We start from the raw sequence: 24,157 nt of genomic DNA, 5'->3' as shown, positions 1-24,157 counted from the left end.
TCACATGCCAGCACCTTCACCACCCACTCGCCGCTATCGCATTTTACTTCTGCCGGTAGAGCAGGGTCAGGTGCATCGTCCCGTCATACTCGGACTGGGCCATGCTGATCACGTCAATGTCCGGATGCGCCTCCAGCCATTCATTGACCTGCGCGGTGATGGCTGGCGAGGTGAAGACGATGATTTTCATGCGCCTTCCATACTGCGGGAGAGCGCTGACTTCAAATCAGGTGAACTCCGTCCTGTTCAACTCAGCTCAATCGAACTCAACTGAATTCACACTCACGGTACGCTGCCCTGAATGAGAATGTCGTCACGCGTTTCGCTGAGTGAGTCCTCGAAGATGCCATTCTTACCCGAAGACCGTACGATGAAGGAATTTCCAGAGGTGAGGATTTGAATGGGCTGTTTCCATCCGTCGAGCGAGACATCGGTCGTATCGGGAAGGTTCGCGGCATTCACTGGGAAACCTTCTTTCTTCAGTGTTTCCAGGATCGCCTTGGCATCGCCGCTGGGGAAGTGGCCCTGCTCACCGTGGTAGCCTTTCAGCGCGGCTGCGGTCTGTTTCAGGAGTGCCTTGCTCCGGTGTTCGGGCGAGCCTCCTGGACCTGTGTCACCGTCCTTGTCAAAAAACATCGACCACCCAAAACCCGCGAGCACCAGCACCGCCACGGCGGCGAACACTTTTCTTCCGCCACCCTTTGTTCCTTCGCGTCGCAGGAAGAGAATGTTGCGGCCATAGAGGAACGGCAGGAAGCAATTGCCCAGGATGAGTGGTGCTTTGTCGAGGTGCAGGAAGTAGAGCAGGTTCAGCACACTGCCCCAGAAGCTCAGATGCCAGAAGTACCACGGCACCACCAGCTTCTTCTCCTTCTCACTCTGCAGCCACTGAAGCAGGAAACGGCTCCCGAAGATGGCGGCTCCGAGAAAGCCCACCACCGTCCACAGCATGGAGTCAACGTAGAGCCAATGTCCGAAGATGGGTTCGAGCCAGTTTTGAAGGAAAGCGGAAGAAGCCGGCATGTGAGCTGAGCGAGGAAACGAAACGGTGCGCGCGAAGAAGGGAGAGAGACGGAAGACAGACTTGGCGAGGATTTTTATGCTTATTCCTGCAGGTAGGACTGAAGCCTCTCTGCTTTAATCCTGATGTCATTGAGGGTCTTTTGCTGGGCGCCTTCAAAACCGCGGAACTGCTCCGACACCTGCTTGCGTGTGGGCTCATCCGCAGGATTGGATAGCGAGGCCTTCTCGGCGACGGCTTTCAGCATGGCGGCAAGTTTTTGCTGGCTCTCCAGATAGTCCAGAACGGAGGTGCGGTAGGCCGTCACGGCGTATTGCTCCTTGGAATATGGCATCAGCTGGAATTCCTCGTGAAACTTGCCGGGCAGCGGCTCGATGGCTTCCAGGGCCTTTTTCATCGCGGGGATATCCGCCTTCTCACCGGCGAGCCATTTGTTGATCTCATCTGCAAAGGGCTTGCCTGCCGTGGTGAGTGCCGCGGACATCTCCGTGGCACGCCTGGCCAGGTTGCTCGCCTCACGCTTGTCCTTGCTGGTGCAGCTCACAGCCAGCAGGCACCAGATGAGCAGGAACAGGATGCCGGTGGATTTCATGGAAGTGGGAATTCGACCGGCAACCTCGGATGGACGTGGACTCAGGTGCTAGAAGAAGAACTTCTTCGCCCGCTCAAAGAATGACTCCTGCATGGGCGAGTGATGCTCCCCGAGGGCCTTGGCAAACTCCTGGAGCTTTTCCCGCTGCTCGGCATTCAGTTTGGTGGGCACGGCGACCTGCACATGCACATAGAGGTCACCACGACGATCTGCATCCAGCCGCTTCATGCCCTGGCCGCGCAAGCGGAAGGTGGCGCCCGTCTGCGTGCCGGCCGGAACCTTCACCGTGGCTTTGCCATCCAGCGTTGGCACCGTGACCTCGCCACCGAGAGCCGCCGTGGGATAACCCACCGGCACTTCGCAGTGCAGGTCGAAACCGTCACGCTCGAAAAGGTCATGCGCCTTGATGCTGATCACCACATACAGGTCGCCACTCGGGCCACCCTTGGTACCCGCATCGCCATTGCCACTAGAGCGCAGACGAGAGCCGTCCTCAATACCCGCGGGAATCTTCAACCGGATACGAGTCTTGTCCTTTGCGCGACCAACGCCACCGCAGTCGCGGCACGGATCGGAAATGGTCTGTCCTGAGCCCTGGCATTCCGGGCAGGTCTGCTGGATCTGGAAGATGCCGCCGGAGCGGATCACCTGGCCGACGCCACCGCAGGTGCGGCACTGCTTCGTGCCGCTGCCGCTCTTGGAGCCGGAGCCACTGCAGGTCTTGCAGGAGATGAGGCGCTCGAATTCGAGTTCCTTCTCCACACCCTTGGCTGCTTCCTCGAGACTGATCTCCAGACCGTAGCGCAGGTCGCTGCCGCGCTGTGCGCCTCCAGCACCACGGCGACGGCCGCCGCCGCCACCTCCGAAGAACATGTCAAAGATATCTCCACCACCGCCGCCGCCGCCGAACACCTCACGGAAGATGTCCATGGGATCATGGAATCCACCACGGAAGCCGCCACCCGCCCCGGGTGAGCCTCCGGCGAAGGCCGCATGCCCGTAGCGATCGTAGGCCGCGCGCTTCTGCTCATCGCTCAGTACATCGTAGGCCTCGCCCACTTCCTTGAACTTCTCCTCGGCCGTGTGGTCGCCGGGGTTCTTGTCCGGGTGGAACTGGACCGCGAGCTTGCGATAGGCCTTCTTGATCTCGTCCTGCGAGGCGCCTTTGGCGACGCCGAGGACTTCGTAGTAATCACGCTTGTTGGCCATGGGGGAGGGAGATTTCTATCAGTGCAGATGTGGAAATGGGAGGAAGGAGGGAAAGTGGGGGCTCGTGGTCGGGAACGTCGCGCCAGTTGTGCCAATCCCCGTGGTTCCTTCCCGGAAAGCAGGATTACGCACCTGCAGGTCCGCTGGAAACCACCACATTGGCGGGGCGGAGTAGGCGGTCCTTGAGCTTGTAGCCACGGCGCTGCACGCGGATGACGGTGCCGTCCGGCACGGTGTCGCTGGCTTCCTGGCTGAGAGCTTCGTGAAGGTTCGGGTCGAAAGGCTTGCCCTGGGCTGGCACTTCGTCCACACCGAATTCCTTGAGTAGGTTCGAGAACATGCCTTGCACCATCTTAAGGCCTTGGAACACAATACTTTGCTCGCTCTCGATACGGGCGGCTTCCAGGCCCATCTCAAAGGTGTCCAGCACGGGCAGCAGGCCACGCAGCAGGTCGGCGTTCGCGTAGGAGCGGGCTTCCTGCATGTCGCGGGCGGAGCGCTTGCGGAAATTGTCCAGCTCGGCGGCCGTGCGCAGAGCGAGGTCCTTCCACTTCTCCACTTCAGCCGTCAGTGCAGCCGTGGGATCTTGCTGGCTGCCTTCCACGAAGGGTTCTTCTTGGGGCTGCTCTCCGGCGCGAGCGGCGGCTTCGGCTTCGTCGACACTATGATTCATTTGATAAAAGGGTAGGAAAGGGGTGGGGGAAAGGGGCAGGGACTATGCATGGGAAGGGAGCCTGTGGCAAGTTCGCCATGGCGGTGCCTGCGACCCTATGAAAGCCCCTCTTGGGACAGGCGGAGTACGCCCTCGCCCGCCACCTTACTTCTTCCGCACGACCACCAGTGTGATGTCGTCGGATTGCGGTTCACCGCCGATAAACTTGCGCACGGCATCACACAGGGCATCCACCACCGCCTGGGCCCCATTGGGTGCCGCGAGCGCGAAGATGGTCTTGATGCGTTCCTCGCCGAATTCGAGTTCCTTATGGTCCACCGCTTCGTTGACCCCGTCGGTGTAGAGCAGCAGGACGTCTCCGCTCTCCATGGGGATGGGCACGTCCTTGGTGATGCGCTCAAACACGCTGCCCTTGTCCACGCCCACGGCCACGCCCGGGGCGGAAATGACGTCCACCTTGCCGGACTCCTGCCGCCACACGAGCGGCGGGGTATGACCGGCCCGGCCCAGTGTGAGGCTGCTGCCATCCTCCGCCAGCACGGCGTACGACACGGTGATGAACATGTCCTCCCGGATGTCTGGGAAGAGATTACGGTTCACTGCAGCCAGCACGGTGGCGGGACTCAGCGTTTCCCGGGCATTCGAGCGCAGGACACTGCGGCACATGGCCGTGATGAGCGCGGCGGGAATCCCCTTGCCGCACACGTCCGCAATCGCCACGCCCAGATGGGTGCTGCCGACCGGGACAAAGTCATAGTAGTCGCCGCTCACCAACCGCGCGGGGACGTTTCTCGCGGCCATTTCCCAGCCCGCGGTTTCCGGCGCCTTTTCAGGCAGGAGGATGCGCTGGATCTCGCTCGCGTTGCGCAGTTCGCTTTCCAGTTTGCGCTTGGCTCCGGCTTCCTGGTGGGCCTGGGCATTGCCGAGGGCGAAGCCGCACTGCTCGGCCAGTGCATCAAACATCTCCAGCTCATGCGGTGAAAAGGGCTTCGTGCGCTCTGAGGCAGCCGCCAGAACGCCCAGTCCGCGCACGCCGTGCTTCAGCGGGGCCATGAGCGCCGCCACGTGCTGCTGAAAGGGATTCGCCTTCCCCTCGAACTTGGGGTGATGGCGCAGGTCCGGGATGTTCTCTTCCTTCAGGTTGCTGAAGACGGAGCCCACCACACCTTCGCCGGGCTTGATGCTGTGCAGCCGCAGGAAGCTGGGCAGCGTGCCGGCATTCGTCTTGGCCTGGTTCACAATGCGCTCAGGCAGCGCGATGAGTGGCGGGCAGTCGCGCGTGCAATGGCGTGGCACGAGCACCCCGGCCTTCTCGTCCAGAAGATAAAGTACGGCGCCCTCCGCTTCCACCACGCTGGCCGCGCCTTGGGTAATCAAGCGGTGCAGCGTGCTTTCGGGTTGGCCACCCTGAATGGCATCCCCCACGACCTGAAGCACATCGAACACGCGCTTACGGCGTGACGCACGACGCGCGTCACCCTCCTTGAAGAGCTTCATCGCCTCCCGTTCCCGTGCAAGGCTTCTGTACAGCAGCAAAGAAACCCCTGCGCCCGCCAGCAGAAGCACCACCGCTACAATCCATCCCGTCATGCTGGGGAACAGGTTTGCACAGGTGACTGCATCGGGCAAGGAAGTTGAGCAAATCTCATGGCGAACCGACGGTCGAGGGCGGTTTCAGGGCCCTTTCCCGCAGCGGTTGGAGGGACGGGAGATCCGCTCCCACGGAGTCCAGGGTGGGTGGGGCGCTGGCGTTGGCTGCCGCGGCCTCCGTTCCGGCCCCCTCTGGAGTCAGCATACGGGAGCCCGCGTCTCCGCCCATCAGTCTGCGGAAATCTTCCAACTTCCCCGCCGTGAACACCTGCTGCCCCACTCTCCAGGAGGCGACATCGTAGACATTTTCCTCGCCGAGCCACAGGGAGTTCGTCCAGAGGATCACTTCCGGTTTGGGATCGCCGGTCACGAGTGACTTCCGGATCGAGGCATTGCCACCCGGAGTCACCTGGATGTTCAGATTGGAAATGGTGCATCGTTCCGCCTCCAGCACGCCACTGCGACCGACGCGGACTTCATTCGGGCCGCCGCCCACACGCTGGATGGAGACATTGCGCATGCGCAGCCTGCAAGTCTGGCCATTCGTGAGGCGGAATCCATCGAGATGAAAGGTGCGCGCCGCACTGCTCTCAATGAGGGCATTCTCCAGTGAGTGCTCCAGTCCGATGAAGAACAGGTCGTAGCCCACACAGTCCTTCATGTAGACGTTTTTGTAGTAGGTGCGGCTGGTGCCCGTGTCGCATAGGCCAGTGGAGTTTCCGATGCTCACGAATCCATCGATATGGCAGTCGCCATCTTCATGGGCGCTGAAGCCGTCATCTCCGCATTCGATAGCGGCGATGTTTTCAAAAATGAGCTCACGCTGGGCTCCATGAATATTGAAACCGTCGTTATGCACATGAGTCGCAATCAAATTTCGTACTACTAGATGCGAACCCTCGCGCGAAAATGCGACACCGCTACTGCGCACCGGATAGCGGATATCGACGCTATCTGAAGATTTATCCGATGGAATTTTCAGATAAAAGGCGTCCTCTTCCTTCACATAAGTCCACTCGCCCGGTTGTAGTTCTACGGGTTTCTTCAGGGGTGCGCTCGGGCCTTTCGAGCATCTATTCATCCTGTTCATCTTATTTTCCCATAGGAAAAACCAGCGCATCAATATCGCGTCATTCATATGAGGGATCAGTTTCACCTTTCGATAAAGCCCCTGTCCCAGGGATTCCCATTCTGCCAGCCGCACCGGATCTGAGCCCTCCAGTATGGCGCCGTGGCCATCGAGTGTGATGGGGCGACCGGGTTCGCCGTGTTTTCCTGTGAGATCCGCGCTCTCGTAATACGTGGCGGCGGCCAGATGAATCGTATCGCCTGGCTGCGCAAGTCTGATGCCTCGCGCAATCGTCCGGATTGGACCGGCTACGCCATCGTGGGCATCGTCGCCCTTTGCGGGATCGACGTGGATGCTCCGTCCCACGGAGTCGGAAGGGGAGGGCGGGGCTCCCGCCTGCGGGGGGATGGGACCGGCAACGCAGGCGGTATAGCTGAGAAGAAAGAGGAGTGCGCGAAAAGGCGGCATGAGAACATCACACCGCCAGCGAGGCACTTCTTGCAAGCAGAGGTCGGAACGACTCTTCTCCTGCGAAAGGGCACTTATTTGGCCCAGTACTCGTACTTGTCTTCCTTGTTCTTCGCGCGCTGCAGGCGGCTTTCCTGAACGAAACGGGCGAGAGGGCCGGAGAGGTTGGTCACCTTGATAGGTACGCCCACCTTGGATTCACAGGCTTCGACAACATCCGCGATAGTCCGGCGGGTCTTGAAATAACCTTGTTTGATAAGGGCGTTGAGCGCTCCAGTAGCGCCCATCTTGCCACGTGCCCTGCGCTTGCCTGCGGGCTTGGGAGCGGCTGCAGCTGCTGCGGCTTTGGCTTTACCAGAACCCGGAGGTCTGCCCTTGCGACGAGGAGCCTCAGCAGCCGGGGCGGGAGCAACACCGGCACCGGAGAAAAACATTTCCACCAGCTTGGTCTGCACCAACTCGCTTTTGAACTGATTCAGAATCCCGGCCAGTTTGGTGAGATCGCTCTTGAGGGGGTCTAGGTTTAGGAACATAACGCCTGCATAGCAGAGAGTTACTTACTTGACAAGAAATTCCGATGTATACGACCCTGCAACGCATAAGGAATGCGTTGCAATTTCAAATTGGACGATGAGCGTGAACTTATGAAGCTTTGCACTCTTCTTCTCTGCTTCCCGATCGCGCTTGCGACACCCATTCATGCGGATGTAAAGGCCGAACCTCCTCGTGAAGAGGGTAAAGAGGCGGCGCCTGCGAAAGAGGGTAATGACCAGAACAAGGAAAAACCCCCATCGCAGGGAAGGAAATCCCCGGAAACTTCAACTACCAAACACACGATCGTCCTCTCGGGCGTGCGGATGGAATATACAGCGACTGCCGGAACGCTGCCCATCAGAGATGCCGAGGGCAAAACCAAGGCTGAAATATTCTATATCGCGTATACAAAGGACGGGCTGAACGACCTCTCACAAAGACCGGTGACCTTCTCGTTCAATGGAGGTCCCGGTTCTTCCTCCGTGTGGATGCACCTGGGCTTGCTGGGGCCGCGCAGGGTGAAACTCCAGGATGACGGCAGCGCCGTGCCACCCCCTTATCAGCTTGTAGATAACGAGTATTCGCTATTGGATGAGACGGACCTCGTTTTCATCGATCCCGTGGGCACGGGCTACAGCCGCGCGACAAAACCGGAAGATGCGAAATTGTTCTTCGGCCTGGCTGAGGATGCGCGCAGTGTGGCCGAATTCATCCGGCTCTACGTCACCCAGAATACGCGTTGGGCTTCACCCAAGTTCCTCATCGGGGAGAGCTATGGCACCACACGCGCCGCGGCGCTGAGCGGTGAGCTGGCAAACAAACACCGGATGAACCTGAATGGCATCATGCTGGTGAGCACAGTGCTGAATTTCCAGACCATCTGGGGTGGTGAGGGGAATGACCTGCCGCATGTGCTTTATCTTCCCAGTTATACCGCCACCGCGTGGCACCATCGCAAGCTGCCCGAGGATCTCCAGAAGCTCCCCATCCAGGACGTGCTGAAGCAGGCGGAGGCATTCGCCGTGGGAGAGTATCTTCAGGCCATCATGCTTGGCGCAGCCCTTCCCGATGAGCAACGGAAGGCCGTGCTGGAAAAGATGGCACGCTTCACGGGAGTATCCGCGGACTGGCTGGATCGCGCCAACCTGCGACCCGGACTGGAGCGCTTCTCAGTGGAGTTGCTGAGAGACCGTCGCCTGCAGGTGGGTCGATTCGACAGCCGGTACACGGGACATGTGCGAAACGGCCTCGCCTCGTCTGCTGAGGGTGATCCGAGCGGGGACGCGTTCTTTGCCCCCTTCGCCTCCACCTTCAATCACTTCATCCGCACGGAACTGAAGTACATCGATGACCAGCCCTACGAGATCCTCGCCAGCCTGGGCAAGTGGAACTGGGGCGCTGAGAACGATTTCGTGAATGTCGCAGAAACGCTGGCGGTCGCGATGACGCGCAATCCCTTCCTGAAGGTGCACGTCTCCTGCGGGTACACGGACCTCGCGACGCCCTACTTCGCTTCGCACTACACGTTCAAGCATCTGAACGTGGCCCCGGAGATCTCGAAGAACATCACCATCGATGACTACTACGCCGGTCATATGATGTACCTCAACCTTCCCGACCTCGCGAAGCAGCGTACGGATCTCGGCAAATTCATCCGGGCCGCGACCGGAAGGTGATTGGCAATCCCCGTGGATCGGGGCTATAGGTGCCTCCCATATGAAACGCCTGCTGTTTCCCATCGCGGTGGTCTTGCTGGTGACTGTGGGTCGTGCCCTTGGCGACACGGCGAACTGGGATGGCTCGGCTTCGATTGCCTTCGCGGGAACCTCAACCCTGCACGACTGGGACGGGAAGGTAAAGGCGGAGCCCTTCACCGCATCCGTGGTCGCCGACGACGACGGACAGCCCAAGACCCTCACGGCCACCGTGAAGGTCAAGGCCACCGACATGGATACCGACAATGACAAGCGGGACGCCACGATGCAAAAGTCCATGAAGGTCACGGATTACCCGCTCATTGAGGGCAAGTTTCAGGGCGTGTCGTTTGCCTCCATCATGCCGGATGGAAAGACGCCTTCGAAGCTGCCATTTTCCCTTACGCTCATGGGCAAAAAGCAGGATGTGGTGGCCACGGTAACAAGCTGGAAGCTTAGCGGCGACACTGCCACCTTCGACGCGAACTTCAGCCTCTCTCTCAAACAATGTGGCATCACAGTGCCATCCGCCATGTTGGTGGTGCGCGTTGGAGATACGGTGAAAGTGAATGTCGCGGTGAAGCTCGTGCGCGCGAAGGGAGACTGAATACCATGCCGGCCTTTGTCCATCACATCAGCACCCTCACGCCACCCTTTGCCTACCACCAGGACTTCGCGAGGGATCGGCTGAAGGACATGGCAACAGATGAGCGCACGAAACGCCTCATCCATGCCATCTACCGGCGTTCAGGCATCGAGACGCGTCACAGTGTCTATGGAGACTTCCTTCCAGGCGGGGAAAGCTCACTGTTCAAGTTTGATGAACAGGGCACACTGATACCTCCCACCACCGGTCAGAGGAATGCAGTGTATGCGGAATGGTCCAGGAAGATGGCGGTGGAACTGGCCGGGAAGCTTCTGACGGAGGCCGTGGCATTCTCGAAGGACGAGATCACCCACGTCATCTTCGCCTCGTGCACCGGGTTCATGAATCCGGGGCCGGACTACCACATCATCCGCGAGCTGGATCTGCCTCAGAGCGTGGAGCGGTACACACTGGGCTTCATGGGTTGCTATGCAGCTTTCCCCGCGCTCCGCATGGCTGCGCAGTTTTGTGAGGCCAACCCGAAGGCTGTCGTGATGGTGATGTGCCTGGAGCTCTGCAGCCTGCACATGCAGTCCAATGACCACCAGGACACCATCCTCGCGAATTCACTGTTCGCAGACGGTGCTGCCGCCGCCATCGTCAGTGCTCGAGCTCCCGCCCCAGGTCATGCGGGCTATCGCTTGGATGGATTTATGTCATCGCTGGTGCCCGCGGGAGAGGCAGACATGGCGTGGGACATCGGTGACCAGGGCTTCAACATTGTGCTGAGCAGTTACGTGCCGGACCTCATCCAGTCCAGCCTGCGGCCCATGGTGGAAGATGTCTTCCAGCAAAGGGGGCTCGGGCTCGAGCACATTGATGCCTGGGCCGTGCATCCCGGCGGACGGGCGATTTTGGACAAGGTGGAGCAGAGCCTGTCGCTGCCCAAGACAGCGTTGGCCATCTCACGCCAGGTGCTCCGCGACTTTGGAAACATGAGCAGCGCGACGGTGCTCTTCGTGCTCAAGGAAATGCTGAAGGAGGAGTCGCATGACGAAGCGCTGACGTGCGCCATCGCTTTTGGTCCGGGGCTCACGGTGGAGACCGCGCTGCTCACGCGGCTGGGCGTTTCCGCCCCCGCTACGGCGCTCCATGCGAAGGGACTTCCTGTGTCCCCAGCAGTTGCCTATGCAGAACACGCAACCGCGGCGACCGCAGTCTGATTGTGAGGTGGCGATCGCCGGCGCGGGCCCGGTGGGTTTGCTGCTGGCCGATCTCCTCGGTGAAGCGGGCATCCGCACCATCGTGCTGGAGCAGCGCGCCGGTCTCCCCGCCACTTCGCAGGCCATTGGCATCACGCCGCCGTCACTCGCCATCTTGTCACGCTTGGGACTGGCGGAGAAGTTCGTGGCTCGCGGCATTCCCATCCGCGATGTGTTCGTTCACGGCGATGATGGACTTGTGGGATGCTGCTCGTTCCGCCGCCTTGCGGGTGCGCATCCCTTCGTCCTGTCCCTGCCACAGCGTCTGAGCATGATGCTCCTGGAGGAGAAGTTGGCAGCGTACGACAGTGTCAGTCTCATCCGCAGCGCGGCAGTGACCGGCCTCACGCAACATGACGACCATGTCATGTTGCAGACGGATGACGGACGCGCGATCACCGCCGCCTTTGTCGTCGGTTGCGATGGCCATCGCAGCGCTGTGCGCGAGATGATGAAGGTGCGTGCGACGTCGCGCACCTATGCCTGCCACTTCGTCATGGGTGACTTCACCGGGCACAGCGGCATGGGAGACGATGGTCATGTGTTCTTCACGACCGAGGGAGCAGTGGAATCCTTCCCGCTTCCCGATGGTCTGCGCCGGTGGATTGTGCAGACCGAAGAACCCATGAAGGAGACGTCACCCGGGTTCATCAGTACTGTCGTGAGGCAGCGCACTGGTCTGACGTTGGATGCCAATCAGCAGATCAACCAGACGTGGTTCACACCAAGGCGCCTCGATTGTCATGCGTACGTGAACGGTCGTTTCGTTCTCTGTGGCGATGCTGCGCATGTGATGAGTCCCATTGGAGGACAAGGGATGAACGTTGGCTTCGCCGATGCAGCGATGCTTGCGGACGTGTTGCAGCAACTTCTGCGATGTCATGGAGACGCAAAGTTGCTGCTCTCCAACTATGAAAAAGAGCGCAAACGACAGGCCTCGATCGCTGCCTCTCGAGCCGCTGCAGGCATGTGGTTGGGCACCAGAAGAGGAAATTTTTTATCGCCTCTGCGCGGCATCTTGATGCGTGAAGTCTTGCTCGGCTTCATGCGCGACGTTGTATCGAGTCATTACGCGATGATGCATTTTTCCCTAGTGAAATGACATCTTTGATGATGTGAGCGTGATAAAAGTTGATCGATCTTTTATCAAAGTGATGCGCTCGCATGCATGCATCATGAGTCTTGGCGTGAGCGTGCCGTGAATAATTTATGCTTCCAAATTTTGAAATGCTGTGATATCAGTTGACCTTCGCAACCAATGCGATCGTAACGAAACCTAAAAACAACATCACCATGGCAAAGAAAAGCGCAAAGAAAGCAACCAAGAAGCCCGCAGTGAAGAAGGTGAAAGCCGCTCCTGCTGCGAAGAAGGCCAAGGCCACCAAGAAGACCGCAAAGAAGGCGGCCAAGAAGGCTGCTAAGAAGAAGGGCAAGTAAGTCTGCGCCGCTTCGTGAAGCCACTTCAAGCCTTCACTGAGCGATAGTGCGACACATGCCATTCGTTGCCTGCGCGGCAGCTCAACGCTCCGCGCAGGCCACAACGACAGAGACCAAGAGACATCCCAACATCTAACTCATCACTTCAAGGCGCTGTCTCGCCAGAAGTGATCCGCAGGAGAGAGAAGGAAGAAGAGTCTCCTCCTACCGGCTGGAATCGAGAATTACCAGCCTAGGGTTTCACGCCTCTAACTCCGGCGTGCATTCGTCCAGCGCGACGTCGCTGCGTTGGCCCTTTGAGTGACCCAATCTGAAAAGGAGCGCGGACTTTCCAGTCCGCCTCTTGCCCCATTCAGAAGATGGCGTGGCTTCATGGGCGAGTGCCCCACTGAGCTCTCCCATGCCAGGGTCGTCTCCCAACAAAAGGGCGACGCTGCAGACGGGCTCACCGAGCGGACTGGAAAGTCCGCGCCATTAACCAGTCGCTCGCTTCGTCACGCGCACGAAGCCTTGTTTCCATTCCCGTTGTATCACCCGCGAGATGCTGACGAAGCAGTGCGCTCTTTCCGACGCATCTGCCGCTTGTGTGGCGCACTTAGCAGCACTCGGCCTGGCTGGGCCCGCCAGCAGTACGCGTGATGATGCATGTTGAGCGCACGAGTGCCAACCGAATGGGGGCATTCCTGTCCTCCATGCGACGAGGTTCTGCATTTGCAGTAGTGGCATAGTCATACCATCAACAGTTGAAAACAGGTCTTGTGTGGGGCGCGAGAGCTTGGGCAAAGGAGCGTGGACACTCTTGTCCGCCGTTCTGTTGCATGGCGACTTCCCTGATGTGGAGGCTGTTGGTGACGCCGCTGGAGCAGCTGGTGGAATGTGGCCTCGCCTGCCAGATAAAAGGGAGTGGTCAGTCAGGGATGGCGGACAAGAGTGTCCACGCTCCTTTGAAATGCCCGGCGCTTCACCTTGGGATTGAATGGCCCCCTCACAGGACTCGCGCCAAGGCCTGTTTTCAGCTCCTCTCGGTATCATTCGCAGACTCTGGTGAGAGGTGGTTGAGACCACAGCTCATGATAGGTGTCAGGCTGGGAGCTCTATTTCAGTCGCTCCGCGATACAGTTTCAAGCAGCTTCAAAATTGCTCCAGCGCGATTGACGCAGCGCGCCCGTGATCTCAGAAACAAAAAATGGGAGCACGAATACTCCCACTCCTTGATGAGCCGCGCATGCACGGCTCGATACAAACTAATAAAACGATGCTGCTACCAGACGACTAGTGACGCGCTGATTCCGGCAGGTGTGCCTGGGCGCGAGCTTCTTCGTAGATGTGCGCGGGCACCGGACGGAGGTCCCAAATGAGGCCCATCCAGGAGAAGAGTTTCAGCATGTAATAGCTGATATCGATTTCCCACCAATAGAAGCCCTGCTTCGCGGAGTGCATGTAGCGGTGGTGATTGTTGTGCCAGCCTTCGCCAAGGGTCAGGAGGGCGAGGAAGAGGCTGTTGCGGCTGGTGTCTTCCGTCTTGAAGCGGCGCTTGCCGAACACGTGAGCCAGCGAGTTGATGAAGAACGTGCCGTGCATGAGGGCCACGGTGCTGATGAAGAAGCCCCACACGAAGAGTTGTCCACCGCTGGTGCCAAGTCCGGGAGCCCAGGTCTGAAGCGCCCAGCCCACCAGCCAGAGCGAGATGCCGTAAAGCACAGGAACGAGCACGTCGTGGCGGTTCAGGAACACAATCTCACGGTGCTTCATGAAGTCCTTCACGCGGCTGTAGTCCGTCGGGAAGTTCTTCGGGCTGGTGATCCAGCCGATGTGGGACCAGAGGAAACCCTTGAGGGTGGGGGAGTGCACATCCGGATGGTCATCCGAGTGCTGGTGGTGGTGGCGGTGATGAGCGGCCCACCAGAGAGGTCCACGCTGCATGGCGGTATTACCCCACACGGCGAAAATGAACTGCACAAAGCGCGAGGTACGGAAAGTGCGGTGAGAGAAGTACCGGTGGTAGAATGCCGTGATGGCAAACATGCGGGCGAAGTAGAGCAGCACCGCGGCGGCAAGAGCGAACCAGCTAAAGCCCACCCAAATCACGGCGAGGCAGCCGACATGCATGATGACAAAGGGCAGGCACCGCTTCCAGTCCACCCGGTCTTTGGCCACGTTGGCCTCTGCGGTGGCACAGTAGTCGTTGTCCACCCATTGGCGGGCGGTGGTGAGTGCGTCGGAAAGAATGCGCCGGAAGGCGGAAGGTTGTGTTTCAGTCATGTTCGGGGTCACGCAAATGTTCGCAAGACGGCACCGAGCAGATCATGCCTTCCTGCGATTTTGGTGGAGTGGGCGCCTAGATTAAGGCACTCCGGGGGGGAGCACAAGGGCTATCGCGAACTTATCTCATCTCGCGCCCATCGGTCGGGCACCGCTGGGACGGAGGGCTCGTTTGTAGTTCATGATTGCCTGGCACAGGGTGGCGGCCATCTCGCGCCGGAAATTGTCGGCGGCAATGAGCCTGCCGTCGACGGGGCTGGTCACGAAACCGCCTTCAAACAGCACGCCGGGGCGCTCTAACCCCTTCAGCACGTACCAGCGAGCGCGCTTCACGCCGCGGTCTACCAGCTTGAAGTGATTCACCACCGAGGCGTGGATGGCCGTGGCCAGTGCGATGTTTTCGGAGTCTCGCTGGTTGCCGTTGAAGGAGTAGGCGTCCACGGTCCGGGCTCCGTAGACCGACGAGGCGCCCTGCGGCGTCAGGGCAAAAGTTTCAATCCCAGTACCCGTGCTGGGGCCGGAATTGAAGTGGAGACTGACATAAATACTGTTCGGAATCTTGTTCGCGAACTGCACCCGGCCTCCCAGCGAGATGAAAGTGTCCGTCGTGCGGGTCATCACCACCCGGATTCCCTGGGCTTCCAGTTGGGATTTCAGGTTGAAGGCCAGTTTCAGGGCAAAATCTTTCTCGTAGCCGTAGATGCCGCGCGCTCCGGAGTCATGCCCGCCGTGGCCGGGGTCGATTACCACCGTGTCGAAGCCGCTGCTGGTATTAATATAGCTGGGGCGCAGGACGGGGTCGATGAGCTTGCACAGGTCCAGCCGGGAGAAGCAGGGCTTGCCGTTGAGCTCCAGCACCGGGTCATTCAGCACGAACTTGATGTTATTGATCAGCAGGTCCTGGCTGCCGAGCGTGGCGCGCATGATGAGCACGGGTGAGGTGAAGGAGACCCGGTTGCCTTCCACTGCAAGGTTGTGGAAGCGGTAGAAGCGGTGCACGCTGTTGGCGGTGACGTAGTCAGCGCCTTGATAATGAAGGATTTCCCATCCAGCGATGTCGCTGCTGTTGGTGACGGCAGCTGCGGTCTTGCTGCCTGCGGCCGCATCACTCTTGGCCTTCTTGTCCGACTCGGTTTCGTGGCCGAATTCGGAGTCAGGATTTTCTTTCGAGTCCATTTCCCGGCTCGTCGCCTTGGCGGTGGAGGTCACATCCTTCGGCTCGGAGGGTTTGACGGGCTCGGTCTTCGGTTCCGGCTTGATCGTCTTCTCCGCGGTCGACTTCGTGTCCGTCTCTTTCTCCTTTTCAGGTTCTTTGTCCTTTTCCTTCTCCTTCGGAGGGTCGGCCTTGGCAACGGTCTTGGTTTTGGCGGGAGCAGGCTCGGTCTTCGGCTTGGACTCCTCCTTTTTGGCGGTCGTCGTGGTCGACTCTTCTTTGGAAGACTTGCTTCCAGACTTCGAGCCGCTCGCGGCAGCCGGTTTTTCGGAAGTGGTGGACTTTGAGCCGCCGGATGAGGACGTGGTGGCGGTCTTGCCACTCGTCTTCGTGGGCTTTTTGCTGGATTCCTCCTCCTCGGTCGCCTTCTTTTTGGAGGTTTCAGCCCCAAACGCGGTCCAGCCAGCACCTGAGCATAGCATCAGGACGCTCAGCATCACCGTTGCCGGACGCAGGAAAAAATGTTCCACAGGGGTCATTTTGGGCGCAGAGAATACATAGGTCTGTCGTCTTTGCAACGTCCGACCCTTTCATGCAGGAATTGGACGCTTAAGGGCGCGATCTGCTCAATGGTTATTCCCTCGCCTTGGTGTCCATCCAGATCGTCACTGGCCCATCATTGACTAGGGAGACTTTCATATCCGCGCCAAAGACGCCGCGCGCAACCGGCCTTCCCATTTCTCCCTCCAATCGGGCGAGGAATTTTTCGTAAAGCGGGATCGCCACCTCAGGTCTAGCCGCCCGGATGAAGCTCGGCCGATTGCCCTTCCGGGTGTTGGCGTGCAGCGTGAACTGACTCACAACCAGTGCATCACCACCAATTTCCGTGACACTCGCGTTCATCTTTCCCTCGGCATCAGAGAAGATTCGCAGTCGGGCCAGCTTACCTGCGAGCCATTCGATGTCCTCGTCTTGATCGGCTTCTTCAATGCCAAGCAAAATGAGCAACCCGGCGTCGATGCGGGCTGCTGGCTCACTCTCAATATGTACTTCCGCCGTGGAAACCCGTTGAATCAAAGCCCGCATGGAGCAGGATGCTAACGCATGCGTCAAGAATCCAAGGTCCAGGGAGGCGGTCGTACACGCTTCGGCGTGGCTCCGTCGATCACTGGAAAGAGCCCCGCCCGGCGTTCCTTGGGGGACTGGATCCACGCGGAAATGGTCTGGTTCGACCAGTTTCTGAAACGCTGGCTCGTGCGTTTTATGGTGCTCGGCACCCACCTCTGCATTGCGATTGCGGCCTTCTACTTGATCGTCTGGGGCATCTCACGCGGGAAGGTGTATGACAACATTGCGGATGTCCCCGCTCGGGAGTGTGCCCTGGTATTGGGCACCGTGCCGAAGACGGACGGCCACGACAATCAGTTCTTCAAGGCTCGCATGCGGGCGGCTGCGGATCTGTACAAGAACAAGAAGGCCCAGTTCCTCATCGTCAGCGGGGACAACTCCCGGAAAGGCTATGATGAAGCCAGCGAAATGAAGGCAGCGCTCATCGTCCTCGGAGTGCCGGCGACCAGGATCTATTGTGATTATGCGGGGTTCCGCACCCTCGACAGCGTGCTGCGCGCTCGAAAGGTGTTTGGCCAGAGCGAGTTCATCATCGTCTCCCAGAAGTACCACAACGAACGCGCCATCTACATCGCCCATCGCAACGGCCTTTCCGAGTGCGTCGCCTACAATGCGGCAGATGTCACAGGCACCAGCATGTGGAAGCAGTACGCCCGTGAAACCATCGCCCGCGTGGTGGCGGTGCTCGATGTCGAGTTCCTCAAGGCTGAGCCGAAGATGTTGGGAGAGCGTGTCTTCATTGGTGAAAAATCACCGCCGGTAGACGCGAATCCCCTACCGTTGCGCTAGCCAGTCCAGATAGCGCAATTGAACATCAAGTTCCCGGTGCCGGGCTTGCGTTCGTGCCCGGCGCTGGCTTGGCTTGGTCACCCGCGGTGTCGCTGGCGGGTTTCTGGCGCGGACCGTTGGACTGCACCCACTTGTAGGTCCCGGGCTTGTCGCCGACCACCTCGATCCACTCGCCGTGGTACGCTTTGCTGGTTCTCTCCTTCCAGTTCTCCTCCTGCACTTCGTGCATGGCGCGGTTGGTCTCCTTGGCGCGGTGGCGAATCACCAGGGTGCGGTCATCGTTCTCGCTGTTGACCTGCTTCTCCACGTAGTCCCCCCATTCACCTGCGGGTTTCTCACGGAGATGAAGCAGACCGCGATGATCCTCGCCCACGAAAGCGTTGTTCTTGAAGGTCTGGATTTCAGCGTAGCGATTCCGGATGCGCGTCTGTGCCTCGTCAAAGCGCGCTTGCTCTTCGTTGGGCTTGTCGGGTTCGTCTCCTTTGTATTGGTAGACATTCAGGCGCATGTTCACATCCACCTTGATGGGTTCCGGGGATTGGAGATCCACCTTGAAGGAGTTGCATGAGGCGGAGCCCAGCAGCACCAGCGCCAGCACTGAGCGTGAGACGTTTTTGGAAAACTGCTTCGGGGCATCCATGGTCGTGGTGGGGGTCATCGTCATGGGGCCGGTTTTTTGTCCGCGTTGTCGTCTGTCCACCGGTGATCGTACACGTTGATGTCGAAGTTGCGAGAGCCCTGCGGACCGATGAAGCGGAGGTATCCGTTGCCCTCGCGACCGTAGAAGCGCGTCTTCATCTCCGCCCGGTCATAGGCGAAGTCCCGCATCGTTTCCAGTCCAATCTTGGTGATCTGCTGCCGCAGCGGATCCCATTCCTTCGGCAGATCCTTGATCACATCATCCAGGGCCTTGATGCTGATCTTTCCCGGAGTCAGGTTCTTGAAGGAGGCATCTCCCTGGTAGAGTTCATCCATGCTGCCTTGCGCTACGAGGGAGGTTTCCACCTTCCCTTCCATGAAGAAATAGGTGGGCGTCAGGATCTGTGCGAGGTGCTTCGTCTCCACGTTCTTGCCGGTGACCCAGCCATCCCAGTGGTAGCTGTCAGTGAGGTAGACATTCGCCTCACCGTTGAGATAGCCCTCGTACGCTTCCGCGCCGAATTTCGCATAGATCCCCGCCTTGTCATAGGTCACCGTGAGGAAGGCCTTTCCGGTTTTGAAGTCATCGTATTGGATGCTGTCCACCTCGAAGGTTTCGGTGAGGTTGTTGTCCTTCTGCTTGAAAGGCAGGTTGAACTGCACCCTGCCGCGCATGCCCACCAATTTCAGATCGATCTGTGGAATGGGATAGGTATCCGGCGGAATTTCCAGGTCCGCTTGAAGAGTTCCACGGGTCACTTCGGTATCCACCTTGAAAGGGAAGGGCGTCTTGAACAACGGCTTGCCCTTGGGGGAGATGATCAGCTTCCCATCATGCACCTGCAAACGCTTGATGCTCCACGCCGCCTCGCTCAAGGGAGGCTCACTCTCAATCACCGCGCTGGACACTGCGAACTCGAAGTCATCATCGGCTGCCACCATCTGCGGTCCCTCTGGTGAAGGGGTGCCGCCTGCCATGTACTTGCGATAGTAATCGACATACCAGAAGAGATCCTCGCCCACGTAGAGAGTGGGATTCACGATCTCAATGTGGTCGATCTCCTTCCGGGCGAGCCCTTGCAGGCTGAGTGAGATGGCAATCTTTTCCAACTCAGCCACGGAACGATCCGGATCCTGCACCGAGGGGATGCGGATGTTTGCCAGCTCTATCCGCTGTGGTGTGGCGTCCTTCAGGATATCCTCCATGAGCAGCGGTGATTCATGCACTTCAAAGGCAAGCCCGAAGTGCACGGACTGCAGTCCGGGAATGATGTGCTGCAGCGAGACAGAGCTGTCCGCCACCTGGAGAAGACCCACACGCCAGGGATCACCAGGCTGCGCAGTGGTGCTGGGAGGAGTCGTAGTTGCAGAGGTGTCTGCCGTATTCTTGGGGTTCTTCTCCGGTTCGAAGAGCTTCATCAGCGCTTCGCCCACTTCGATGTTGGCGCCGGTGAGTTTCAGTTCCTCGATGCGGCGCTGGCTCCACATTTCCGGCAGCAGCACCGATCCCTCGAGCACGCCGGCCTGGAGCACGGGGAAGGGGAGCTTGGAGAGGGTGGGCAGCTTTCCGGCGAAGTCTTCAATGCGTACGCGATGCCGGCTGCCTCCCGTGGTGGTGCGCTCGGTAGTGATGTTCACCTTGGCTTGCATGTCCACCGGGCGCGGGAGGAAAAGCACGAGGTCTGTGAAGCCATCCTTCACCGTGAGTTGGCCGTAGTGCAGCCGTTTCCACCACGGCTGCTCAATGGGCGCGGGTGGGCCTACGAGCGGAACCGCAGCCACAATGTCAGACGAAGGCTGCGGTTGTTGTTGCTGCTGTTCCGCAGGTTGGTCCTTTGTCGTGGATGGAACTGGAACAGGATAGGGCGGACCTTCCAGCACGTGCCCGTGAGGTATCCACGGCGTGTTGCCATCACGCAGGCGCACCACGGGTTTTTCGAGGGAAAGGCGGGCCACTTTGCGATTCTCGTTCCACTCGTCCGGCTTCATCACCAACTCGCCGGCCGGCAGTTCGAAAAAGGGCGCACGATCGGGGGCACCCTGTTCCGCAGGGAACTGAAGCTTGCCCTCCGTCACCTCCAGCGATTGAAAGCTCTGCGACTTCCATCCCTGCGCGCCGAATTCAATCTCCGTGAGCATCAGTCCAGCGTGCGCCATGAGATCAAAAGGCATGAGATCCCGATCGGAAATCTTCACCGTGGCCCCCGTGATGCCGGCCTTCATGATGCGCACCACATTCGCGGTGGTGGTTGTTTCTGCAGGCGGGGGTGCCGTGGAAGGAGGCGTTGCGGGCGACTGTTGTGCGGGTGGCGAGGGTGGCTTTGCCATCCCGAACGCCGCCACCTTCTCTTGCAGCGCTTGATGCAGCCCGTGAGTCCAGTGGATGTTCGGATCGTTGATGCGCAGATAGCGGACCGTCCAGGGCTGTGCGTCTTCCTTGGGATTCAGTGCCACGCTCAGTTCGCGAATGTTGAGTACTCCTTCATCCGTCTCGGAGGCAACCTTCAAATCCTGGAACAGCAGTCGCTGTGCTCCGGCATGAAGGGGCTCACCCAGTTTCCAGGACAACTCATCCGCCTCATAACGCGGGATCACAATGCCCGTGTCGGGAAGTTGGATGCCGGTGGGATTGCCCGGTGTAAACCCTCTCGTGCTCACCGAGAGATCCTTCACCCCCAGTTTCCCCACGCGGATACCGCGGATCAGACCGAGTTTTCCCTGGGAGAGCGGGCCGGTGGTTGGCAGGGATTTGGGCGCAGCCGTTCCGCCACTGACGTCTACTCCAAACTCACCCAACACCTGCGGCGTGGCGTGTAGTACCGGTTGTTGCACATTCACTTCATCCAGATCCACCACCCCATCCTTGATGCGTCCCTTGGCCTCCAGCAGGCGCACCCCGTATGGTGCGCGTTCCATGTCCAGGTCCTCATGTGAAATGGTGAGCTGCTGCTCGCCAGTGTTGAGCAGACCCTGGGAATCCACGGCGAGCTTGTCTGCCAGGTAGTTCACGTCCACTTCGTGGCGCGTTCCATCCTTGTCCGTGAAGCTGACCTTCGCGTCCTTCAGCTGCAGCTTGTCGATGCGCAGGCCGGCGAAGCCTTGGGCTCCTTCCTCCGCTCCCGTGACAGCAGGGCTGTCTCCTGAAGTCGTGAACGCTTTGAGCGCCATTTCGTCGAGGTGAATCTCTGGATTCTCAAGCACCAGGGACTCGACTGAATTGGACCGCAGCGCGCCCCATTCAAATTTCCCGGTGATCTTCGGCAGCCGCACTACGGTCTTTCCGGTGGCTTTGTCGGCCAACTCCAGACCGCGCACATCAAAGTTTCCGTGCCGATCCAGTTGCACCGCTTCGAGCTGACCACGGAAGGAACCCAGGTCTTGCAAGGCACGATTGGCTAGACGCACACGATTGTGACTGGCGTACCACACACCGGCCCCAAGGATCAGCAGCGCGAGGAGGACGAGAATCGAGCCGACCACGAACACCCGCCGAAGCAGGCGCCGCCACAGCGGCCGTTTCGGCCTGGGGGGTTGCTGCTGATTCTGCGCAGAATCGCTCATGGGTTGGAGGTGTCCCAGTCTAATCGCACTTGGAAGGCTTGCATGCGCAATCGATTTGCTGATGCGCCTCAGTCCGCTTCCTGCGCAAGCAAGTGTAACATCACGCAGCGAGATGCCGTTGAGAGCGGCATGCTTCGCATCCTTCTTCCTCTTGCCTGCCTGCTCGTGGCGCCCATCCTCGGGGCGCAGCGGTTGAACGTCATCTCCATCGTCACCGATGATCAGGCTGCCTGGTCTGTCGGTTGCTACGGAAACAGGGAAAGCATCACGCCGAACATGGATCGCCTCGCGAAGGAAGGTGCGCGTTTTGAGAATGCCTTCACGGTCACTCCGGTCTGCTCGCCGAGCCGCGTGACCTTCATGACCGGAAAGTATGGCGCGCAACTCGGCGTGACCGACTGGATCGCCCCCAATGAGGCCAAGGCGGGTGTGGGCCTTACAAGGGATGTCGTGACCTGGCCCAAGGTGCTCCAGCAGGCGGGCTACACCACGGCGCTCATCGGCAAATGGCACCTGGGTGACAAGTCCGATGCACATCCAAAAGCCCAGGGCTTTGACCATTTTTATGGATTCCTCGGCGGTGGCACTTCGCCCATGAATCCCACCTATGATTTCCCCGATGGCCCCAAGGAGGTGAAGGGCTACGGCGCGGATCTGTTGACGGATGAGGCCATCCGCTGGCTGGGTGAGAACAAGGCCAAAACTTTTGCTCTGAGCCTGCACTTTCGCGAGCCGCACACGGCCTACACGCCCGTGCCGGAAGAGGACAGCAAGCTCTTCGCCAATCTCGATCCCACGGTACCAACCTTCAAGGGTGCCGATGTGGAGCAGATTAAAACTTGGACCCGCGAATACTACGCCGCCATTCACAGCGTGGACCGAAACCTGGGACGCCTCTTTGCCTGGCTGGAGAAGGAGGGATTGTGGGACAAGACCATCATCCAGTTCACCAGTGATCACGGATACAATATAGGACACCATGGTATCCATACCAAGGGCAACGGCATGTGGGTGGCAGGAGGTGTGACCGGCCCGAAGCGTCCCAACATGTGGGACACCTCCCTGCGCATCCCTCTCATCGTGCGCTGGCCGGGCGTGACAAAGTCCGGCATGGTCATTTCACAGCAGGTGCTGAACCTGGACAACTTCTCCAGCCTGCTGGGCATGACTGGTGTGACGCCCCCTGCGGGGTGGAAAGTGGAAGGCGAAAACTTCGCGCCTCTGCTGCGCGGTGATTCCGTTACTTGGCGCAGCGATTGGTTCGGCCAGTATGATCTCCACAACAGCGGCCTCGCCTACATGCGCATGATCCGTACGGACGAGTGGAAATATGTGCGCCATTTCCACGCCAACCTCATGGATGAGCTCTATAACGTGAAGGATGATCCCGAGGAGACAAAGAACTTGCTGGGTGGCGCCGGTCGTAAGGACAAGGCGCAGAAGATCGAAAAAATTGTCGGCGATCTTGATGCCAAAATGGAGACATGGATGAAGCGCGTGAATGACCCTGTGCTCAACGAGTCCCGTAAGCGCGGCTGGTTCGAGCCGGGCGAAGTGCACGACTGAGCGGGCGCTCTGTCAATGGAAGCAGGATCCCGTTCAAAAAAATTCGCGGATCTGTAATAAAAATGCATGCGTTCGGCATCTTCTGTCGTATAACCCCGAAGAATCCTGCCTCCCAAGGGTATGATTTCCACCGACCAACCCAACCAAGACAAGACACAAACGCATGAAAATTCTTCGCACTAGCTTCCTCGCTCTGCTTGGTCTCGCCATGGTGGCGACCAGCCAAGCCGGCACCTACACCTCCTCCAAGGGTGTTGTCGCTCCCACTCCCGCCCCGGCTCCCCAGGGTGGTCTCTACTTCTCCGTCGCTGGCGGCGCTCTTTGGCTGGACGACGTCAGCTACGGCCCTGCCAGCCTCGACTTTGACACTGGCTTCTCCGTGCTCGGTGCGGTTGGCTACTCCTTCGGCAATGGTCTGTCCGTTGAGCTGGAATCCGGCTATCTGGGCGTGGACTCCGGTGAAGGTCATATCCGCGGCCTTGGCAACGCTGATGTGGAAGGTGAGTTCCGCCAGGTGCCCATCTTCGCGAACGCCCTCTACACCGTGGACGTGACCGATGTGGTCGGCATCTACGTTGGTGGTGGCCTCGGTATTGTCTGGAGCGATACGGAAATCGATTCTGTTGGTGGCTTCCACAACCCCACCAACCTCGGAGAATCCGATGAGTGGAACTTCGCAGCCCAGGCCAAGGCCGGTGTCTCCTTCAAGGTGACCGAAGCCGCCAGCCTTAACATTGGCTATCGCTTCTTCTACGGACAGGACGCCGTGGGTGGACTTGATGACTCCATCGGCCACATCCTCGAAGGTGGCCTGACCATCCGCTTCTAATCAGTCGGTTAAGTTAAGAGTAGATTGAATTGCAGTGGGGAGCGGCCTTGGGGCCGCTCCCTTTTTTGTTGTGCATTGCTCTCCTTGATCGCCAT

General features: G+C 59.2%; 21 protein-coding genes. 8 read left to right on the top strand and 13 right to left on the bottom strand.

Annotation, left to right across the window (positions count from 1 at the left end):
- Positions 1–43: 43 nt before the first annotated feature.
- The 8 genes from G5S37_RS27525 to G5S37_RS27490 form a co-directional block, all read right to left on the bottom strand.
- Positions 44–190 carry a hypothetical protein gene (locus tag G5S37_RS27525; RefSeq protein WP_165208727.1) on the bottom strand — a complete coding sequence of 49 codons (147 nt, stop codon included), beginning with the start codon at positions 188–190 and terminating at the stop codon, positions 44–46.
- Positions 191–282: 92 nt separating this feature from the next.
- Positions 283–1,023: a lipid-A-disaccharide synthase N-terminal domain-containing protein gene (locus G5S37_RS27520; protein WP_206026172.1), complete on the bottom strand. Its 741-nt coding sequence runs from the start codon at positions 1,021–1,023 to the stop codon at positions 283–285.
- Positions 1,024–1,103: 80 nt separating this feature from the next.
- Entirely contained in the window at positions 1,104–1,613 is a 510-nt protein-coding gene (locus tag G5S37_RS27515) for a hypothetical protein (protein ID WP_165208724.1), read from the bottom strand.
- Between the two features lie 48 nt (positions 1,614–1,661).
- Positions 1,662–2,822, bottom strand: a complete 1,161-nt coding sequence (gene dnaJ / locus G5S37_RS27510; protein WP_165208721.1) for a molecular chaperone DnaJ — start codon at positions 2,820–2,822, stop codon at positions 1,662–1,664.
- Positions 2,823–2,946: 124 nt separating this feature from the next.
- The gene (locus G5S37_RS27505) at positions 2,947–3,495 is read right to left on the bottom strand and encodes a nucleotide exchange factor GrpE (RefSeq protein WP_165208719.1); all 549 of its coding nucleotides are present in this window, start codon (positions 3,493–3,495) and stop codon (positions 2,947–2,949) included.
- Between the two features lie 144 nt (positions 3,496–3,639).
- Positions 3,640–4,992: a GAF domain-containing SpoIIE family protein phosphatase gene (locus tag G5S37_RS27500; protein WP_165208717.1), complete on the bottom strand. Its 1,353-nt coding sequence runs from the start codon at positions 4,990–4,992 to the stop codon at positions 3,640–3,642.
- 148 nt (positions 4,993–5,140) lie between these two features.
- Positions 5,141–6,622, bottom strand: a complete 1,482-nt coding sequence (locus G5S37_RS27495; protein ID WP_165208715.1) for a hypothetical protein — start codon at positions 6,620–6,622, stop codon at positions 5,141–5,143.
- Between the two features lie 74 nt (positions 6,623–6,696).
- The gene (locus G5S37_RS27490) at positions 6,697–7,155 is read right to left on the bottom strand and encodes a hypothetical protein (protein ID WP_165208713.1); all 459 of its coding nucleotides are present in this window, start codon (positions 7,153–7,155) and stop codon (positions 6,697–6,699) included.
- A gap of 111 nt (positions 7,156–7,266) precedes the next feature.
- Here G5S37_RS27490 and G5S37_RS27485 point away from each other — a divergent pair, with 111 nt between their 5' ends.
- From G5S37_RS27485 to G5S37_RS27465, 5 genes are all read left to right on the top strand, one after another.
- The gene (locus G5S37_RS27485; protein WP_165208711.1) at positions 7,267–8,832 is read left to right on the top strand and encodes a peptidase S10; all 1,566 of its coding nucleotides are present in this window, start codon (positions 7,267–7,269) and stop codon (positions 8,830–8,832) included.
- Between the two features lie 40 nt (positions 8,833–8,872).
- A complete protein-coding gene (locus G5S37_RS27480; RefSeq protein ID WP_165208709.1) occupies positions 8,873–9,457 on the top strand; it encodes a YceI family protein in 585 nt (194 codons plus the stop codon).
- Positions 9,458–9,462: 5 nt separating this feature from the next.
- Positions 9,463–10,659, top strand: coding sequence for a type III polyketide synthase (locus G5S37_RS27475; RefSeq protein WP_165208707.1), 1,197 nt, complete (start codon positions 9,463–9,465; stop codon positions 10,657–10,659).
- Positions 10,625–11,800 carry an NAD(P)/FAD-dependent oxidoreductase gene (locus G5S37_RS27470; protein ID WP_165208705.1) on the top strand — a complete coding sequence of 392 codons (1,176 nt, stop codon included), beginning with the start codon at positions 10,625–10,627 and terminating at the stop codon, positions 11,798–11,800. The genes G5S37_RS27475 and G5S37_RS27470 overlap by 35 nt, the downstream gene beginning before the upstream one ends.
- Before the next feature lie 191 nt (positions 11,801–11,991).
- Complete coding sequence (locus tag G5S37_RS27465) at positions 11,992–12,135, top strand: histone H1 (protein WP_165208703.1); 144 nt, start codon at positions 11,992–11,994, stop codon at positions 12,133–12,135.
- 1,272 nt (positions 12,136–13,407) lie between these two features.
- Here G5S37_RS27465 and G5S37_RS27460 read toward each other — a convergent pair.
- The 3 genes from G5S37_RS27460 to dtd all read right to left on the bottom strand — a co-directional run bounded on the left by G5S37_RS27460 (position 13,408) and on the right by dtd (position 16,636).
- Positions 13,408–14,397, bottom strand: a complete 990-nt coding sequence (locus tag G5S37_RS27460) for an acyl-CoA desaturase (RefSeq protein ID WP_165208701.1) — start codon at positions 14,395–14,397, stop codon at positions 13,408–13,410.
- Between the two features lie 126 nt (positions 14,398–14,523).
- A complete protein-coding gene (locus G5S37_RS27455; protein WP_165208699.1) occupies positions 14,524–16,089 on the bottom strand; it encodes an N-acetylmuramoyl-L-alanine amidase in 1,566 nt (521 codons plus the stop codon).
- A gap of 94 nt (positions 16,090–16,183) precedes the next feature.
- Positions 16,184–16,636: a D-aminoacyl-tRNA deacylase gene (dtd, locus tag G5S37_RS27450; protein ID WP_165208697.1), complete on the bottom strand. Its 453-nt coding sequence runs from the start codon at positions 16,634–16,636 to the stop codon at positions 16,184–16,186.
- A gap of 18 nt (positions 16,637–16,654) precedes the next feature.
- On the opposite strand from dtd, the gene G5S37_RS27445 reads away from it, so the two are divergent.
- Positions 16,655–17,467, top strand: a complete 813-nt coding sequence (locus tag G5S37_RS27445; RefSeq protein WP_165208695.1) for an ElyC/SanA/YdcF family protein — start codon at positions 16,655–16,657, stop codon at positions 17,465–17,467.
- 25 nt (positions 17,468–17,492) lie between these two features.
- Here the strand turns inward: G5S37_RS27445 and G5S37_RS27440 are convergent, their stop codons facing one another.
- Positions 17,493–18,131, bottom strand: a complete 639-nt coding sequence (locus tag G5S37_RS27440; protein ID WP_165208693.1) for a DUF1318 domain-containing protein — start codon at positions 18,129–18,131, stop codon at positions 17,493–17,495.
- Complete coding sequence (locus G5S37_RS27435) at positions 18,128–21,667, bottom strand: hypothetical protein (RefSeq protein WP_165208691.1); 3,540 nt, start codon at positions 21,665–21,667, stop codon at positions 18,128–18,130. Before G5S37_RS27435 ends, G5S37_RS27440 begins: the two co-directional genes overlap by 4 nt.
- A gap of 129 nt (positions 21,668–21,796) precedes the next feature.
- Between G5S37_RS27435 and G5S37_RS27430 the strand changes: the two genes are divergently transcribed.
- On the top strand, positions 21,797–23,233 hold the full coding sequence (locus tag G5S37_RS27430) for a sulfatase-like hydrolase/transferase (protein WP_165208689.1): 1,437 nt from the start codon (positions 21,797–21,799) through the stop codon (positions 23,231–23,233).
- Between the two features lie 163 nt (positions 23,234–23,396).
- On the top strand, positions 23,397–24,062 hold the full coding sequence (locus G5S37_RS27425; protein ID WP_165208687.1) for an outer membrane beta-barrel protein: 666 nt from the start codon (positions 23,397–23,399) through the stop codon (positions 24,060–24,062).
- The last annotated feature ends 95 nt before the right edge of the window (positions 24,063–24,157 follow it).

The sequence above is a fragment of the Roseimicrobium sp. ORNL1 genome (assembly GCF_011044495.1).
In the GTDB taxonomy this organism is placed as follows: Bacteria; Verrucomicrobiota; Verrucomicrobiia; order Verrucomicrobiales; family Verrucomicrobiaceae; genus Roseimicrobium.
Note: the sequence above shows the minus strand (reverse complement) of the source record. Positions and strands in the feature narration are given on the sequence as shown.